Origin of the sequence: Qipengyuania aquimaris (assembly GCF_009827445.1) — a bacterium.
Taxonomy (GTDB): Bacteria; Pseudomonadota; Alphaproteobacteria; order Sphingomonadales; family Sphingomonadaceae; genus Qipengyuania; species Qipengyuania aquimaris.
Genome location: NZ_WTYI01000001.1, coordinates 1,394,548 through 1,410,259 on the forward strand (window position 1 = coordinate 1,394,548; position 15,712 = coordinate 1,410,259).

General features: G+C 62.6%; 18 protein-coding genes. 10 read left to right on the top strand and 8 right to left on the bottom strand.

All coding sequences use genetic code 11. The features are described 5' to 3' along the window. Nucleotides 1–14 precede the first annotated feature (14 nt). From GRI34_RS06860 to GRI34_RS06875, 4 genes are all read left to right on the top strand, one after another. Nucleotides 15–377: a hypothetical protein gene (locus tag GRI34_RS06860; protein ID WP_224802565.1), complete on the top strand. Its 363-nt coding sequence runs from the start codon at nt 15–17 to the stop codon at nt 375–377. 19 nt (nt 378–396) lie between these two features. Continuing rightward, entirely contained in the window at nt 397–1,854 is a 1,458-nt protein-coding gene (gene atpD / locus GRI34_RS06865; RefSeq protein ID WP_160595291.1) for a F0F1 ATP synthase subunit beta, read from the top strand. 3 nt (nt 1,855–1,857) lie between these two features. Next, complete coding sequence (locus GRI34_RS06870; RefSeq protein WP_100259344.1) at nt 1,858–2,115, top strand: ATP synthase F1 subunit epsilon; 258 nt, start codon at nt 1,858–1,860, stop codon at nt 2,113–2,115. Nucleotides 2,116–2,268: 153 nt separating this feature from the next. Next, nucleotides 2,269–4,404, top strand: coding sequence for a prolyl oligopeptidase family serine peptidase (locus tag GRI34_RS06875; RefSeq protein ID WP_325065196.1), 2,136 nt, complete (start codon nt 2,269–2,271; stop codon nt 4,402–4,404). A gap of 60 nt (nt 4,405–4,464) precedes the next feature. Here GRI34_RS06875 and GRI34_RS06880 read toward each other — a convergent pair whose 3' ends face one another. The 3 genes from GRI34_RS06880 to glmU all read right to left on the bottom strand — a co-directional run bounded on the left by GRI34_RS06880 (nt 4,465) and on the right by glmU (nt 6,805). Then, nucleotides 4,465–5,097, bottom strand: a complete 633-nt coding sequence (locus GRI34_RS06880; protein WP_160595292.1) for an SOUL family heme-binding protein — start codon at nt 5,095–5,097, stop codon at nt 4,465–4,467. Between the two features lie 65 nt (nt 5,098–5,162). Further along, nucleotides 5,163–5,432, bottom strand: coding sequence for an HNH endonuclease (locus GRI34_RS06885; protein WP_199800126.1), 270 nt, complete (start codon nt 5,430–5,432; stop codon nt 5,163–5,165). Nucleotides 5,433–5,437: 5 nt separating this feature from the next. Beyond that, complete coding sequence (glmU, locus tag GRI34_RS06890) at nt 5,438–6,805, bottom strand: bifunctional UDP-N-acetylglucosamine diphosphorylase/glucosamine-1-phosphate N-acetyltransferase GlmU (RefSeq protein WP_160595293.1); 1,368 nt, start codon at nt 6,803–6,805, stop codon at nt 5,438–5,440. A 60-nt stretch (nt 6,806–6,865) separates the two neighbouring features. Here glmU and GRI34_RS06895 point away from each other — a divergent pair, with 60 nt between their 5' ends. The 3 genes from GRI34_RS06895 to GRI34_RS06905 all read left to right on the top strand — a co-directional run bounded on the left by GRI34_RS06895 (nt 6,866) and on the right by GRI34_RS06905 (nt 9,885). Continuing rightward, a complete protein-coding gene (locus GRI34_RS06895) occupies nt 6,866–7,534 on the top strand; it encodes an HAD-IA family hydrolase (RefSeq protein ID WP_160595294.1) in 669 nt (222 codons plus the stop codon). A 135-nt stretch (nt 7,535–7,669) separates the two neighbouring features. Continuing rightward, nucleotides 7,670–8,599 (top strand): SDR family NAD(P)-dependent oxidoreductase, encoded by a 930-nt coding sequence (locus GRI34_RS06900; RefSeq protein WP_160595295.1) that lies wholly within the window; start codon nt 7,670–7,672, stop codon nt 8,597–8,599. Nucleotides 8,600–8,742: 143 nt separating this feature from the next. Beyond that, nucleotides 8,743–9,885, top strand: coding sequence for a hypothetical protein (locus GRI34_RS06905; protein WP_160595296.1), 1,143 nt, complete (start codon nt 8,743–8,745; stop codon nt 9,883–9,885). A 60-nt stretch (nt 9,886–9,945) separates the two neighbouring features. Here the strand turns inward: GRI34_RS06905 and GRI34_RS06910 are convergent, their stop codons facing one another. The 4 genes from GRI34_RS06910 to GRI34_RS06925 are packed head-to-tail and all read right to left on the bottom strand — an operon-like array spanning nt 9,946 to nt 12,854. Next, the gene (locus tag GRI34_RS06910) at nt 9,946–10,296 is read right to left on the bottom strand and encodes a DUF2794 domain-containing protein (RefSeq protein WP_160595297.1); all 351 of its coding nucleotides are present in this window, start codon (nt 10,294–10,296) and stop codon (nt 9,946–9,948) included. Further along, the gene (gene epsC, locus GRI34_RS06915; protein WP_160595298.1) at nt 10,296–10,985 is read right to left on the bottom strand and encodes a serine O-acetyltransferase EpsC; all 690 of its coding nucleotides are present in this window, start codon (nt 10,983–10,985) and stop codon (nt 10,296–10,298) included. Before epsC ends, GRI34_RS06910 begins: the two co-directional genes overlap by 1 nt. A 27-nt stretch (nt 10,986–11,012) precedes the next feature. Continuing rightward, nucleotides 11,013–11,630: a P-loop NTPase family protein gene (locus GRI34_RS06920; RefSeq protein ID WP_160595299.1), complete on the bottom strand. Its 618-nt coding sequence runs from the start codon at nt 11,628–11,630 to the stop codon at nt 11,013–11,015. Between the two features lie 15 nt (nt 11,631–11,645). Further along, nucleotides 11,646–12,854: a heavy-metal-associated domain-containing protein gene (locus tag GRI34_RS06925; protein ID WP_234028168.1), complete on the bottom strand. Its 1,209-nt coding sequence runs from the start codon at nt 12,852–12,854 to the stop codon at nt 11,646–11,648. Nucleotides 12,855–12,986: 132 nt separating this feature from the next. Here GRI34_RS06925 and purM point away from each other — a divergent pair, with 132 nt between their 5' ends. The 3 genes from purM to GRI34_RS06940 are packed head-to-tail and all read left to right on the top strand — an operon-like array spanning nt 12,987 to nt 15,242. Next, nucleotides 12,987–14,084, top strand: coding sequence for a phosphoribosylformylglycinamidine cyclo-ligase (purM, locus tag GRI34_RS06930; RefSeq protein WP_160595301.1), 1,098 nt, complete (start codon nt 12,987–12,989; stop codon nt 14,082–14,084). Then, nucleotides 14,077–15,042: a phosphoribosylglycinamide formyltransferase gene (gene purN / locus GRI34_RS06935; protein ID WP_160595302.1), complete on the top strand. Its 966-nt coding sequence runs from the start codon at nt 14,077–14,079 to the stop codon at nt 15,040–15,042. Before purM ends, purN begins: the two co-directional genes overlap by 8 nt. Then, entirely contained in the window at nt 15,042–15,242 is a 201-nt protein-coding gene (locus tag GRI34_RS06940; RefSeq protein WP_160595303.1) for a hypothetical protein, read from the top strand. The genes purN and GRI34_RS06940 overlap by 1 nt, the downstream gene beginning before the upstream one ends. Here the strand turns inward: GRI34_RS06940 and GRI34_RS06945 are convergent. Continuing rightward, nucleotides 15,239–15,697, bottom strand: a complete 459-nt coding sequence (locus GRI34_RS06945) for a nuclear transport factor 2 family protein (RefSeq protein ID WP_160595304.1) — start codon at nt 15,695–15,697, stop codon at nt 15,239–15,241. The two genes, GRI34_RS06940 and GRI34_RS06945, sit on opposite strands and share 4 nt — an antisense overlap. Nucleotides 15,698–15,712 lie beyond the last annotated feature (15 nt).

Below are 15,712 nucleotides of genomic sequence, written 5' to 3' on the forward strand. Positions count from 1 at the left end.
CAAGGACCGGATACGTGAAGAAACTCGCCCTCATCCTGCCCGTCGCACTCCTCGCCGCTTGCGGTGAAGAGCCCGCGCCCGAGCCGACCCCGACCGAGACCGCAGCACCGGAACCGGTTGCGAGCCTGCCCGCCACGGACCAGGACTACTTCCGCGCCAAGTTCGCAGAAACCTGCGAAGGTGCAGAACCGGTCAACAACGCCGTATGCCGCCGCGCGATGGGTGCCGACCAGGCACTGTGCGAATACGGTCTCGGCGAAGACGAATACATGCGTCACGAAGCCACGCTGGTTGCGAACGAAGACGGTTCGGACTGGATGCTGAGCGACGCCGACGCCCTTTGTGCCGAACACGGCGCCCACCACAAAGCCTCCTGAGCCAGTAGGAAACCTTATCATGGCCACTGCCCCCAAGCTTAACCAGAGCCCCAACGGCGTTATCTCGCAGGTCATCGGCGCTGTCGTCGACGTTGCCTTCGAAGGTGATCTTCCGCCGATCCTGACCGCGCTTGAAACGAAGAACGGCGACAACACGCTGGTCCTCGAAGTTGCGCAGCACCTCGGTGAAAACACGGTGCGTACCATCGCTATGGACGGTACCGACGGCCTCGTCCGCGGACAGGAAGTCGTGAACACCGGCTCGCAGATCTCGGTCCCGGTGGGTCCGAAGACGCTCGGCCGCATCATGAACGTCGTCGGCGCGCCGATCGACGAGCGCGGCCCGATCGGCGCCGACAGCAGCAGCCCGATCCACGCGGAAGCCCCGCTCTTCGTCGACCAGTCGACCGAAGCGGCCATCCTCGTCACCGGCATCAAGGTCATCGACCTTCTCGCACCTTACGCAAAGGGCGGTAAGATCGGCCTGTTCGGCGGCGCAGGCGTCGGCAAGACCGTTCTGATCCAGGAACTCATCAACAACATCGCGAAGGGCCACGGTGGTGTGTCCGTCTTCGCCGGTGTGGGTGAGCGTACCCGCGAAGGTAACGACCTCTACCACGAATTCCTCGACGCCGGCGTTATCGCCAAGGACGAAGACGGCAACGCCACTTCGGAAGGCTCGAAGGTTGCCCTCGTCTTCGGCCAGATGAACGAACCTCCGGGCGCACGTGCCCGCGTCGCTCTTTCGGGCCTGACCATGGCGGAATACTTCCGCGACGTCGAAGGCCAGGACGTTCTGTTCTTCGTCGACAACATCTTCCGCTTCACGCAGGCGGGTTCGGAAGTGTCGGCACTGCTCGGCCGTATTCCTTCGGCCGTGGGCTATCAGCCGACGCTCGCCACCGACATGGGTAACCTCCAGGAACGCATCACCTCGACCACCAAGGGTTCGATCACCTCGGTTCAGGCCATTTACGTTCCCGCCGACGACCTTACCGACCCGGCACCGGCAACCTCGTTCGCCCACTTGGACGCAACGACCACCCTGTCGCGCGCCATCTCGGAGCTGGGCATCTACCCGGCCGTCGACCCGCTGGACTCGACCAGCCGCGTTCTCGAACCGCGCGTCGTCGGCCAGGAGCACTACGAAACGGCTCGCCGCGTTCAGGAAACGCTGCAGAAGTACAAGAGCCTGCAGGACATCATCGCCATTCTCGGCATGGACGAACTGTCGGAAGAAGATAAGCTGACAGTGGCTCGCGCCCGCAAGATCCAGCGCTTCCTCTCGCAGCCGTTCCACGTCGCCGAAGTCTTCACCAACATCCCCGGCGTGTTCGTCCAGCTGGAAGACACGGTGAAGTCGTTCAAGGCTGTCGTCGACGGCGAATACGACCACCTGCCGGAAAGCGCTTTCTACATGGTTGGCGGCATCGACCAGGCGGTCGAGAAGGCCAAGAAGATGGCGGAAGAAGACTAAGCCATGGCTTTGCACTTCGAACTCGTCACGCCGGCCAAGCTGGTCCGTAGCGAGGACGTCCACATGGTGGTCGTCCCCGGCGCGGAAGGCGAATTCGGTGTGCTGGAAGGCCACGCGCCTTTCATGTCGACGATCCGTGACGGCGCCGTTCAGGTCTACAAGACCGAAGGCGCTGCACCCGAGACGATCGAAGTCCGAGGCGGTTTCGCCGAAGTGGGCGAAAACGGTCTGACGGTGCTGGCGGAGCACGTCGAAGGTTAAGCCCTTCGGGACAATCGCAAACTGGAAAGGGCGGCCCATCGGGTCGCCCTTTTTTCGTTGGTCCGCCCGCATCAACCCCTCGTCGAGCAGGCCTGTCCTTCCCTTTTCGAATGAGCAGGTTAGAACCGACCCGCATTCATGCAGGAGAGGACTGTGAAACGTGTTTCGACGCTGGCATTGGCCGCGACCATGACTATCGCCACCCCCAATTCACTCAGCGCCCAGGACGGCGTACCCGGACCCGACGAGGATCCGTACATTTGGCTCGAAGAAGCCCGTAGCGACGAAGCGCTCGACTGGGTGCGCGCAGAAAACAACCGCACCATGGCGCATATGGCGCAGGACCCCCGGTTCGACGAACTGACAGCGGAAGCGCTGGCCATCCTCGATGCCGAAGACCGCATTCCCTACGTCTCGATCCGCAAGGACGGCCTGTATAATTTCTGGCAGGACAAGGAAAATCCCAAGGGTGTCCTGCGCCGCACCACGCTCGAAAGCTACAAGAGCGACGATCCCGAATGGGAGACCGTTCTCGATGTCGATGCCCTGGCTGCCGCAGAGGGCAAGGAGTGGGTCTACAAGGGCAGCACCTGCCTGCCGCCCGACCAGCGCCTGTGCATGATTGCCCTGTCCGACGGCGGCGAAGATGCCACCATCCTGCGCGAATTCGACATGACGACCAAACAGTTCGTCGAGGGCGGCTTCGTCATCGAGGAAAAGAGCCAGGGCGGCGTCCAGTGGCTTGATGAAGACACACTGTTGGTCGGTCGCGACTTCGGCGGCGAAACCATCACCGAAAGCGAATATCCCTTCACGACGCGTCTTTGGAAGCGCGGCACGCCGCTGAGCGAGGCGGAAGAAATCTTCCGCGGCGAGCCGAGCGACGTCTGGGCCGGGGCTGGCCTGATCCGCGACAACAAGGGCGTGGTACACGGTCGCACCGCCTTCCGTGCGATCAGCTTCCATGAAAGCATCAACTACATCTGGCACGAGGGCGAGTGGCTTGAACTCGACATGCCGAAGAAAGCCAACATTGGCGGCATCATCGACGGCCAATTGACCTTTTCTACCGATGTCGATTGGGAAACGCAGGGACAGGTCTTCCCCGCCGACGCGTTGGTCGCGGTCGATCTGGAAGACTTCAAGCGTGACCCGAACGGAGCGAAGAAAACGCTCGTCTGGGCACCGGCGGAACGCCAGACAAAGCGTGGCGGCGGGGTGACCGCCAACAGCGCCTACATGGCGATCCTCGACAATGTCGTGGGCAAGGTGCTCAAGATCGATTTCGAGGATGGCGAATGGGTCACCACCGAAGTCAATTTGCCCGATAATGCGACGCTCGGCGTACAGGCCACCTCGTCCGAAACCGACGAGATCATGTTCACCTCGACCGACTTCCTGTCACCGAGCACGCTTTGGTACTCGGACGGCACCGGCGATCCGCAGGTGCTCAAGACTTCGCCCGAATATTTCGATGCGACGGGCATGGAAGTCGAACAGTTCGAAGCGACCAGCAAGGACGGCGCGAAAGTCCCGTACTTCCTGGTGAAGCCGAAGGGCATGGAGATGGACGGCAAGAATCCCGCCCTGCTCTATGGCTATGGCGGTTTCCAGATCTCCCAATTGCCGAGCTACCGGGCGCTCACCGGCAAGATGTGGCTCGAAAAAGGCGGCGCCTTCATACTCGCCAACCTGCGCGGTGGCGGCGAGTTCGGTCCCGGGTGGCACCAGATGGCCATCCGCGAGAACAAGCAGCGCACTTGGGACGATTTCATCGCCGTGGGTGAGGATGCCGTGAAGCGCGGAATCACCAATCCCGGCCAGCTCGGTATCCAGGGCGGTTCGCAGGGCGGCCTGCTGGTCGGCACCGCGTTCACGCAGCGTCCCGACCTGTTCGACGCGGCGATCGTCGCGATCCCGCTGTTCGATATGCTGCGCTATCACCTGATCGGTCGCGGCGCATCGTGGATCGGCGAATATGGCGATCCCCGTATCCCCGAACAGCGCGAGTGGATCGAGGGTTATTCGCCCTACCAGAAGATCGTCGACGGGGTGGATTACCCCGCCCCCTTCCTCTGGGCATCGACCGCGGACGACCGCACCCACCCTGCTCACGCGCGCAAGGGCGCAGCAAAGCTCAAGGCTCTGGGCCAGGACTACTGGTACTATGAGGACATGACTGGCGGTCACTCGGGCGGCGTCGACAACGAACAGCGCGCAAAGCTGCAGGCATTGCAGATGGTCTACCTCATGCAGCGCCTGATGGACGACAACGAGGCCGGCGAATAAGCAGCGGCTACCATAAAAAGGAAGGGGCGGCCTCGCGGTCGCCCCTTTTCGTTTCCGCGCCTATTCGACGGGAATGATGACTTCGTTGCGCCTTAGCGGCGGCGGGACCATCGGCGCGTCGTAGAAGGCGAATTCGGGAGGACCGGCGATCGTCAGGTCGCGGTCCGCGATCCATGCGCGCAATTCTTCCTCGCGTGCAGCGAGGTCCTCGCTCGATCCACGACCGGAGAAGCGGATTGCCGCCACCCTGCGCGGGGGCATTTCAACAAGAGTGACATCTTCGGGCGGAGTGGGCAGCGTCTCCATCGTATATTCGGCCGGCATGACGAAGCGCGTGCGCCAGCTGCCGCTGGTGTCGCCGCTATCCTGCAATACAGGCGAGGTCATGGCGATCTTTTCGCCCTGGTCCTGCATCACCGGGCTGGTCATCGCGATTTCCTTGCCCGGACGATCCTGCGCGAAAATATAGGCCGCCAAGCGGCGGAAGCCTGCATTGAGCGCGCGCCTGCGGTCACCGGTATGCGTCACTTCCGCAACGATCATCGGCGCATATTCGCGCAGCTGGATAGCGCCATCCTCGGACATGAGCGAATAGTCGGGCTCGTCGACCGAGCTACGGTATTGCGCGTATGCACCTGCGGCACCGATGGACAGGACCGCTGCACCTGCAGCGGCGTATTTCCAGAATTTCATGAAGTCATGCTCCCTTGCGTTTCACTATCAACGCCGGGGCAAGGACGGACGTTCCGCAGGCTGGTTTACTTCGGCCTTCGGGTCGGCGCGTGGAAGTCTGGTGGCTTGTTCGCGATCCAGTCGACGAACTTCGCCAAGGCCTCATCCTCGAGCAAGGCAGCGCGATCCTCTCCGATCCGTGAAAGCCGGGTATTCGTGAAGTTGGCGTGGATCGCGCGGTGACAGATGGGATGCACGGCAACCGTTGCGCGGCCCTTCTTGGCTTTGGGCACAGTGTGGTGCTGCTGGACCTTGCGCCCCAGCGGGCGTTCGCAGAGCCAGCACAGGTCCGCCAAACCGGTCAGTCCTTCTTAGCCGCTGCCTTTTTCTTCTTCATCGTGTCGTGAAACCGATCGGCCCAGCCGGGCTTCACCATCTGCTCTGCGCGTACCATCCGCAGTTCGCCGGGCGCCACGTCGCGGCTGACTGCGCTTCCGGCAGCGACGATAGCGTCCGCCCCGATGGTGACTGGAGCGATCAACGCGCTGTTCGACCCGATGAATGCACGCTCGCCAATCGTGGTCTTGTGCTTGAAATAACCATCGTAATTGCAGGTGATCGTGCCAGCGCCGATGTTGGCCCCGGCCCCCACCGTGGCATCGCCGAGGTAGGTGAGATGGTTGGCTTTCGCGCCTTCCCCCAGCACCGCCTTCTTCATCTCGACGAAATTGCCGACCTTGCTGCCCTGTTCCATCACTGCGCCGGGGCGTAGGCGAGCATAGGGTCCCACTTCGCACCCTTCACCGACGATGGCACCTTCCAGATGGCTGAACGCACGAATGGTAGCTCCGCTCGCGACTTTCACCCCGGGCCCGAACACGACATTGGGTTCGATCGTCACATCGGGGGCCAGTTCGGTGTCGTAGCTGAAGAACACGGTTTCCGGTGCGCGTAGGGTCGCGCCTTCGGCCATCCAGTGTTCGCGCTGTTCGCGCTGCCATTGCGCTTCAGCAGCAGCGAGCTCGCTCCGCGAATTGATACCGGCGACTTCGTTCGGATCGTCAGTCGTGACGGCTGCGCAGACGCGCCCGTCACCGATGGCGATATTGACGATATCGGGGAGGTAGTATTCGCCCTGGGCATTGTCGTTGCCGACCCTGTCGAGCAGCGCCCACAGGTCGTCCGCCTTTGCGGCCATAAGGCCCGAATTGCACAGGTGGCAGGCACGCTCGCTCTCGTCGGCGTCCTTAAATTCGACCATCTTGGAAATGCGCCCGTCGTCATCGGCGATGACACGGCCATAGGCGAGCGGGTCTTCCGGCTCGAATGCAAGGACTACCGCTGCCGGGGCATCGTCCGCATTGAGGCGATCCAGCATCGCTCCCATGGTTTCAGCGCGCACGAACGGCACATCTCCGTACATGATCAGCACATCGCCCGAATATCCGCTCAGTTCGTCCTGCGCCTGCTGTACGGCATGACCGGTCCCGAACTGCGGTTCCTGCAGACAGGTGCGCGCATCGTCCCCTAGCGCCTGTTCCAGCTGCTCTCTCCCTGCACCGACAACCACGATCTTGTGATCGGGCGACAGGCTGTCGACGCTGGCCATGAGGTGGTGCAGCATCGAACGTCCTGCGATCGGATGCAGGACCTTGTGAAGTTCGCTCTTCATGCGGGTGCCCTTGCCCGCAGCAAGGATGACGGCGGCGAAGTGTCTGGTCTGGCTCATGCGTTGGCCATGCCACCAAATGCTTGCGGATTGAAGAACCATCCTTCACCCCCTGACGCCATGACGGCATTTCCCTTCCAATCGGTCGGCTTCGACCTCGATGGCACACTCCTGGAGACTCACCGCGATCTTGGCGCTGCGGTGAACCATGCGCTTGTACTGGGCGGGTTCGACCCCGTCCCGGCGGACCATGCCAGCGACCTCATCGGTGGCGGGGCCAAGATCATGCTTGCTCGCGCGGTGGACCAGCAGGGCGGCCTTCCGGATGACGAGTTCCGGCGTCTCTACAAGCAGATGCTGGGCTATTACGCGGAAAACAACGCGGTTCATTCGCGGCCCTACCCCCATGCGGTCGAGACGCTGGACGCGCTGGCGGCCCGGGGCGTCAAGATGGCCGTGGTCACAAACAAGTTCGAAGGCTTCGCGCGCGATATCCTCACGACCCTGGACCTTGCCGACCGGTTCGAGACGATCATCGGCGGCGATACCATGGGCAAGGGCCGCGCCAAGCCCGAACCGGATGCAGTGATCGAGGCACGCAATCGGTGTGGCGGCGGCCCGATGGCCTTCGTGGGCGACAGTTCTTACGATGTCCGGGCAGCGCGCGCGGCGGACGCTCCGGTGATCGCGGCGGCGTACGGCTATTGCGACAAGCCGGCACACGAACTGGGTGCGGATGCTGTCATCGAATCGCTCGATCGCCTCATTTCCGCCCTCGAAACGCTGTAGGCGCTCGCTTCGTCTTCACCCTGCCCCTACGGCATGGCGGATCGCCGCGCATACGGTTGCAAGATGCACGCAAAAATGCCACGCCGCAGCGCACAATTGACCTTTACGTAAACGACAAAGCAGGAGCCCCCACCCATGAGCATCGATTTCAAGGACAAGGTAGCCATCGTAACCGGCGCAGGCGGCGGGCTTGGCCGCGAATATGCGCTGGAACTCGCGCGCCGCGGCGCAAAGGTCGTCGTCAACGATCTCGGCGGTGCACGCGACGGTACCGGCCACTCCGACATGGCCCTCCAGGTCGTCGAGGAAATCGAGAAGATGGGCGGCGAGGCGATGTCGAACGGCGGCAGCGTCACCGAATACGACCAGATGGAAAAGATGGTCGCCGACGCCAAGCAGAAGTGGGGCGGCGTGCATATCCTGCTCAACAATGCAGGCGTCCTGCGGGACAAGACCTTCGCCAAGATGAGCCCGGAAGATTTCGAGTTCGTCCTCAAGGTTCACCTCACCGGTTCCGCTTTCGTCACCAAGGCTTGCTGGGAACTCATGCGTGAGCAGGCTTACGGCCGTATCATGATGACCGCGTCCTCGACCGGCCTGTTCGGTAACTTCGGTCAGGCCAATTACGGCGCAGCCAAGCTCGGCCTTGCCGGCCTTACCAAGACGCTGGCCCTCGAAGGCGCGAAGTACAACATCAAGGTCAACACGCTCTCGCCGGTCGCGGGCACGCGCATGACCGAAGACCTCTTCCCCGAAGAAGCCTTCAAGCTGTTCGATCCGGTGAACGTGGTCCCGGCCGCTCTCTTCCTCGTCAGCGAAGATGCACCGACCAATGCCATCGTTGGCGCAGGCGCCGGTGGCTATCACTCGGCCTGGACCGTCATGAACGACGCCGTCTGGCTTCCCGATGGCGAGCGTACGGTCGAAGGCTTCGCAGCGAATTGGGACAAGATCAGCGAATTCTCGAATCTCAAGGCCCCGCAGTCGGGCAGCGAGCAGTCGGGCGCGATCCTGACCGCAATGCAGAAGGTGACCGGAACCGGTCCGAGCAGCGCTCGCGGCTAAACCCCCTTCCCGAACTAGCGAAAACCCCGCTGCACCCAAGGATGCGGCGGGGTTTCTCGTTTTTGGAGAGTGAGTTAAGACCACCGTATTGACGCATTAATACACCAAGCGTATCACTCGTGGTCACTCAATGGGGAGAGACCATGTACAGTCAGGAAGACCTGAATTCCGCAGTGGCTTCGGGCGCCATCAGCCAGGAGGCCGTCGACGCTCTACGCGCGCACGTCGCCTCGACGCGTGATGCGGTGCCTGCCGATGCGGAACATTTCCGTCTCATCACCGGGTTCAACGATATTTTCGTGACCATCGGTGTGATCATCATGCTGGTTGCCATGGGCGCCATCGGCCAGGCGATTGCCGGCGCGATCTGGCCAGTCCCGGCATGGCCAGAGATGGGCAGCGATCCCGACTGGTGGGAAAACAACCGCAGCGCCATGGCTATTGCCCGCGGCATGGGCCTAAGCTTCGCCGCACTTGGCGTTGCCGTCACCGCGTGGCTCCTCGCCGAATTCTTCACCCTCAAACGCCGCATGGCGCTGCCTAGCATCATCCTGTTGCTGGCATTCGTCGGTGGTGTATTTCTTTCCCAGCTCGGCGGCATCATGGCCTATATGGAAAGCGGGACAGAGCGCAGCGAAACCATCGGTTTCCTGTGGGCCAGCCTTGCCCTCCTGATCACCGCGGGCTTCGCCTGGATGCACTGGAAACGCTTCATGGTCCCGATCACCATCGCGGCAGGCACCGCTGCGATCGCGGGAACGGCGATAGCGCTTATAATTGCGATTATCGGCCCCGATACGGCCAACATCGAGAATGTTCTGCTGTCGCTCGTGTTCGTCGCAGGACTGGTTGTCTTCGGCTTTGCCATGCGCTGGGATATAAGCGATCCCAAGCGCGAGACTCGCCGTAGCGATGTCGCTTTCTGGCTTCACCTGCTGGCTGCGCCGATGATCGCCCATCCGGTTTTCGCTCTCATCGGCGTGACCGATGGCGACAATATCGGGGCTCTGGCAGCCGTGCTGGTTCTGGCGGTCTATATCGTCTTCGGACTCGTGGCGCTGGCCATCGACCGGCGTGCGCTGCTCGTCTCGGCGCTGGCCTATGTGCTGATCGCGCTGACCTTCCTGTTCCGCGAATTCGGAGCGGTGGAGCTGAATTTCGCGCTTACCGCATTGGTGATCGGTTCGGCCCTGCTGACGCTCAGCGCTCTGTGGACGCCGATCCGCCGCGCAGTGGTTCAGGGGTTGCCGAGCGACCTCAAGACCAAACTACCTGCTACGGCCTGAGGTCCATACCTGCTCACAAGGGGAAAGGTCCGCACTTCGGTGCGGGCCTTTTTCGTATGCTTAGTCGTCGATTGCCTTGAGGAGGCGGCGTTCGATCGGGGCCATGACGCCGGGCAATTCGTGCCCGCGCTTCAAGACCTGGCCGTGTTCTCCGAAGAGGGTCCACATGCCCTGCTTGCCGCGCAGCGAGGGGCGTTTCTCAACCCGGGCCTGGGGACGTTCCGCAGCGCGGCGGAAGGCCGCGAACACCGCAACATCGCGCGTGAAGTCCATCGCGTAGTCTCGCCACTCGCCAGCCGCGACCATCCGTCCGTAGAGATCGAGGATGCGGGTCAGTTCTTCGCGGGAGAACCCGACCTGCAACGGTTTGCGACCGGGAAAGGCGACGATCTTGTCACCGGCGAAATTCATCAATCGTCGGTCCCGCTACGCTGATCCGGTTCCCGCTCCGCCCTAAGCGCCGCGATTTCATCCTTCAGCGACTTGAGCTCTGCCTCCAGCTTCTCGATGCAGTCGCGGCTCGGCTCGCAAGGATCGTCGCAAGGCGTGCCGTAGGGGATGAATTCCTTGATCCAGTCCTCTGCCGGGACCAGCGTACTGCGCGCTTTCAGTCCGACCATGGTCGCGCCTTCCGGCACATCGTCGGTGACAACCGCGTTCGCGCCGATACGCGCGCGATTACCGACCGTGATCGGCCCGATTACCTGAGCACCGGACCCGATGATCACATTGTCGGCGATCGTGGGGTGCCGCTTGCCGCCCTTGCCATTGGTGGGGTTAGTGCCGCCCAGCGTCACGCACTGGTACATCGTGACATTGTCGCCGATCTCCGCCGTTTCGCCGATCACGGAAAAACCGTGGTCGATGAAGAAATTGCGGCCGATCTTGGCGCCGGGATGGATATCGATGCCGGTGACCATCCGGCTCCAGTGGTTGATGAGGCGCGCCAGGAAGAAGAGTTGCGCTTCGAACAGCCAGTGCGCGATCCGGTGATAGGCCATGGCCCAGACGCCCGGATACAACAGCACTTCCCACCGGCTGCGCGGTGCAGGATCGCGTGCTTTCACGCTGTCGAGGTAGGCTATCAGCCGTTCCAGCATCGGGGTAATTCTCCCACCAAGGGCAATTTAAAGCAAGCGGCCCTGTTCAGGGCCTTCGACAGCCTCGAGCGCGTCACGCCATATCGACATGGTGGCTGGGGCCATGCGTTCAAGGCTGAGGCGGTCGATCTCGGCAACGATCCGCTCGATCGCGGCATAGGAACGCTCCATCCGCGGGATCAAATATGCAGGCGCTCCTTCGCCGAGCGCCAGCCCCCTTTGCGCCGCGTGGCTGAGCATGAGCTCTGCCGCCATGTCATCGTCTGGCGGGCCGATCTCCAGCTGCAAAGCCGCGCCCATGCGGCTGCGCAGGTCGGGCAATGCGATGTCCCAACCGCCTTCGCTCACGGTCATCAGCAACGGGTAACCGTCTTCCTGCGCCCGGTTCCAGGCATGGAATATCTCGGTCTCGTCGCGCGTATCGGCATCGTCGATGGCCCCGCCATCCGTGTGCGAGGCGAACCATTTCGCAATGAGCGATTTGCCGGAGCGTGCTGGCCCGGCGAGAATCGCAGTGCGAAACGGCCAGGTTTCGGCAGCGGCGAGCGCGTCGGCAACCGCCCGGTTGCTCGAACCGATCACGATCCGCTCGGGCTCACCCGATGCAGCTTGCGTGAGCGGGAGGGCGATCTGGGATTGCGACATTGCCGAACCCGGTCCTCAACGGCTGATAAGCAGCGCGTTGTCCCCCCGGCGAACATTGAAACCGCGCTGGCGCAGAGCATCGGCAAGCTGAGTGATGGAACCAGCATAGCTCACGGTGAGGACGGTGGTGCCGCCGATTGCGGTGCTGCGCACACCGATCGCGCGCACACCCTGCCCGCCGCGAATACCAGCCATTGCATCGTCGAACGACGGCGCGTCGGGCGTAGTGACCTGGACCGTGTAGAGTGCCACCGAACCTTCCGGTGGAGGCCGGTCGATCGGCGCGGCAGTGATGGTACCGTCGCTCTCGGATGTCGGCATCGCCGCACGCTCCGCAGCAGCGGCGTCCTGTGCCTTGAGCCTGCGGCCAAGTTCGACCAAGCGCGCAATCGCCGGATCGAGATCGCCCATGCGAACATTGAGGGTCGGATCCGGGCGGAGCGTCCCATCGCCCAGGGCCTCGGTGAAGATAGCATCGAAACGCTGCACTGCCTGACCCAGCATTTCGGGCAATTTCTCGGGATTTTCTGCCGTCAGCGTGAATGACCCGAGGTACTGGCTATCAGGTCCGTGGCGCGCGGTGAAACGCCCCTCGACCGGCCCACCAGGGAAGGTGTAGTGCAGCTCCGCAATCGGGATCAGGACGTCCGCGGCACCGAAATCGTCGAGGATATCGCGCCACCAGACGCGGCTGCGCCTGCCGGTCTGCCCATAGGTCAGGAGCAGCGAGTCGCCACCTGCTCCGCTGGGCCTGACGTAATTGATTTGGCTGGCCCCGGCCTGGTAGCTCGCCCAGGCGCGTTGCCAGGGATTGCGTTGTTCGTAGACCAGCGCAGTGCCGCCGGACATCGTTACGGGAAGCAACAGCATCGGCGCGCTACGGCGTGAACGACCCTCGGCGCCGAGATACCTGGCCGCACGGGCCCGGTCGAACACTACGCCAAGCGTCGCGACATACCTCTTTGGCCCCAAACGCTCACGCTCGATCACGATGGCGGAAACCATGCTCTCGATCTGCGAATCGGGCAGGCTGGGTCCGTCGATCTTTTCCCAGGCCTTTACCTGAGCTTCGCGCCATGCCTCTTCGCGCGCTTCAAGGCCGGAATCGGCCTTCACGTCCACTTCGATGCCCGACACCTCGATGTCCGTGGACGAGGCGATGGGCGCGATCCCGCGTTCCCCGCCCACCTGCGCGTAGGCGAGCCATCCAGCTCCGCCGGTCATGGCTATGCCGGCTGCGATGATCGCGAGGCGCTTCGAGCGGGGAAGGGAAAAATGATGCCGCATGGGGAAAACAGCGGGCCTTTTGCCCAATCGCTTCTGGAAATCCAAGCGCGAATGCGCGAGGGGCAACATATGAGCAGCGACAACCAGTCCTACACCTACGAACAGGCGGGTGTTTCGATCGATGCGGGCAACGCCCTCGTCAAGGCGATCGGCCCCCTGGTGAAAGCCACCATGCGCCCCGGAGCGGACGGAGAGATCGGCGGCTTCGGCGGTTTCTTCGATCCCAAGGCGGCCGGGTACAAGGATCCCCTGCTGGTGGCGGGCAATGACGGCGTCGGGACCAAGCTAAAACTGGCGATCGACACCGACCGGCACGACACCGTCGGGATCGACCTGGTGGCGATGTGCGTGAACGACCTCATCGTGCAGGGTGCGGAACCGCTCTTCTTCCTCGACTATTTCGCCACCGGCAAGCTGGACAACGGCGTCGCCGAACGCGTCATCGCGGGGATCGCTGACGGCTGCAAACAGGCAGGTTGCGCCCTCATCGGGGGCGAGACTGCCGAAATGCCCGGCATGTACGCCAGCGGCGATTACGACCTTGCAGGGTTCTGCGTCGGCGCGGTCGAACGCGGCGAACAGCTGACGGGCGAGCGGGTGGCCCCGGGTCACGTGCTCTTGGGCCTCGCCAGTTCGGGCGTCCACTCCAACGGCTTTTCACTCGTGCGCCGGCTGGCCGAAGACAAGGGCTGGAAGCTCGACCGCCCTGCCTTGTTCGACGAGGACCGGCTGCTGATCGAGACCTTGCTCGAACCGACCCGGATTTACGTCAAATCGCTCCTGCCCGTGGTGCGGGACGGGTTGGTCGATGCGCTGGCCCACATCACCGGGGGCGGATTGCTGGAGAATATCCCGCGCGTCCTGCCGCAAGGTGCCCATGCTGAGGTCGAAGCAGACGGCTGGGACCAGCCGGGCCTGATGGCGTTCCTGCAGGCGCAGGGTAATATCGAACCGGGCGAAATGGCGCGCACCTTCAATTGCGGCGTGGGTATGGTCCTCGCGGTCGATCCGGCAAATGCGGAGATCGTGCGCACCCGCCTCGAAGATGCGGGCGAAACCGTGCTCGCTGTCGGCCGTATCGTCGAAGGCGAGAAAGGCTGCACGGTTCGCAGTTCTGCCGGGACATGGTCCGCCAAGGCGGACTGGGAGGCGGTCCACCTTGGCTGAGAGGGCGAAGGTCGCGATCTTCATATCCGGGCGCGGCAGCAATATGGCCGCGCTGCTCTACGCCAGCCTGATCGACGATTGCCCGTATGAGGTATGCCTTGTCGCGGCGAACGATCCGGAAGCGGAGGGGCTTTCCATAGCTGCGGCTGAAGGTGTTCCGACCTACACCCTGTCCCACAAGGGCTTGGCGCGCGCAGATCATGACGCGGCCATGGAAAAGGCCGCCCGCGATGCGGGCGCGCAATATATCGTGCTGGCCGGCTACATGCGCATCCTGACCGAAGGCTTCGTCGCGAATTGGCAAGGAAGGATGCTCAATATCCACCCGTCGCTGCTGCCGAAATATACTGGCCTCGATACCCATGCGCGCGCGATCGAAGCGGGGGACAGCCATGGCGGCGTGTCTGTTCATCTTGTGACCGAGGAGCTCGATGCGGGCGAAGTCCTGGGCCAGGTGGCAGTCGCGATCCGTGACGGAGAGACTTCCGACACGCTTGCAGAACGCGTGCGCTATGCCGAACACCAGCTCTACCCGCAGGTCCTGGCCCGATATGTGGCGCGTGAAAGCGATCCCCAGTTCCTGCTTCAGCGTGTGCGCGACCTCGCGCTTGCCCTGCCCCTGACGCACGAGCGCGAGAGCCACGGCTCACCGGGCTGGCGCGCAGGCAGTGAAAAGTCGGGTAAATATTTCGCCTATTTCAACGACCAGCACCACGGTTCCGAACATATCGCCCTGCTTGTTAAGACCGGCAGCCTGGACGAGTTGCTCAACCTCGTTGAAACGCAGCCCGACACCTATTTCAAACCGGCCTATTACGGGGCGAGCGGCTGGGTCGGGCTGATCCTCAACCGCCCTGACTGCGATTGGGACCACGTTGGCGAATGGCTGGAGCGCAGCTGGCGCGCCGTCGCACCGAAATCGGTCACGAAATTGCTCGATGCGGCAGAGGATTTCTGATGCAGCGCCTCACGCCCTATCTGTTCTTCACGCTCGCTGTCGCAGGGCTCGCCTGGGTAGCAATCCGGGGCGATGCCGGTTTTGACGACGAGGTCGATCCGCTGACCGCAGTGATAGTGGTTGCAGGGGTATTCCTGGCAGCACACGCGTTACGCCATCTGGCAGCGCGGCTGTTCCGCAAGACTAACGGTAAGGACTAGTCTGCCGTTGCACGGCGCGCTGCGGCAAAGCGCGGCAGGGTCATCTCGTTATTGGTCCGTGTGACTTCTATGCGCCTGATCAACGGACCGTCGAACAGAAACCTCCACATCGTCGGTGATCGCACATCCGACACTGTATTTTCCAGATGGCCGCGAACGAGCACTTCTTCGCGATTGGGATCGATCGAATCGAAAATCAGCTTCGGGTCGCCGAGAACTTCGTAGAACTGCTGTATAGAATTCAGAAACTCTTCGGCCCCGCAAACTTCATTGCCGCTCTGGTCGGTCATGGAGAAGTCAGGGGAAAGCAAATTCTTCACAGCGTTCCAGTCGCGCCGGTTGATGGCGTCGCCGATCGCTGTCACCGCACGCATGTGGCGGCGGCGTTCTCGCGTAGAAGGGAGAATCGCCAAAAACATAATGGGCGCGATCTTAACAGAGATCGCGCCCGTCACCTAATCTGTTACAAA

Bases quoted from the DNA above. Each gene is read 5' to 3' on its own strand.
- GRI34_RS06880 (WP_160595292.1), bottom strand. From the start codon at position 5,097: ATGAAATTCTGGAAATACGCCGCTGCAGGTGCAGCGGTCCTGTCCATC.
- atpD (WP_160595291.1), top strand. From the start codon at position 397: ATGGCCACTGCCCCCAAGCTTAACCAGAGCCCCAACGGCGTTATCTCG.
- GRI34_RS06940 (WP_160595303.1), top strand. From the start codon at position 15,042: ATGCAGCGCCTCACGCCCTATCTGTTCTTCACGCTCGCTGTCGCAGGG.
- GRI34_RS06870 (WP_100259344.1), top strand. From the start codon at position 1,858: ATGGCTTTGCACTTCGAACTCGTCACGCCGGCCAAGCTGGTCCGTAGC.
- GRI34_RS06910 (WP_160595297.1), bottom strand. From the start codon at position 10,296: ATGAATTTCGCCGGTGACAAGATCGTCGCCTTTCCCGGTCGCAAACCG.
- GRI34_RS06905 (WP_160595296.1), top strand. From the start codon at position 8,743: ATGTACAGTCAGGAAGACCTGAATTCCGCAGTGGCTTCGGGCGCCATC.
- GRI34_RS06900 (WP_160595295.1), top strand. From the start codon at position 7,670: ATGAGCATCGATTTCAAGGACAAGGTAGCCATCGTAACCGGCGCAGGC.
- glmU (WP_160595293.1), bottom strand. From the start codon at position 6,805: ATGAGCCAGACCAGACACTTCGCCGCCGTCATCCTTGCTGCGGGCAAG.
- purM (WP_160595301.1), top strand. From the start codon at position 12,987: ATGAGCAGCGACAACCAGTCCTACACCTACGAACAGGCGGGTGTTTCG.
- GRI34_RS06895 (WP_160595294.1), top strand. From the start codon at position 6,866: ATGACGGCATTTCCCTTCCAATCGGTCGGCTTCGACCTCGATGGCACA.
- epsC (WP_160595298.1), bottom strand. From the start codon at position 10,985: ATGCTGGAACGGCTGATAGCCTACCTCGACAGCGTGAAAGCACGCGAT.
- GRI34_RS06920 (WP_160595299.1), bottom strand. From the start codon at position 11,630: ATGTCGCAATCCCAGATCGCCCTCCCGCTCACGCAAGCTGCATCGGGT.
- GRI34_RS06925 (WP_234028168.1), bottom strand. From the start codon at position 12,854: ATGACCGGCGGAGCTGGATGGCTCGCCTACGCGCAGGTGGGCGGGGAA.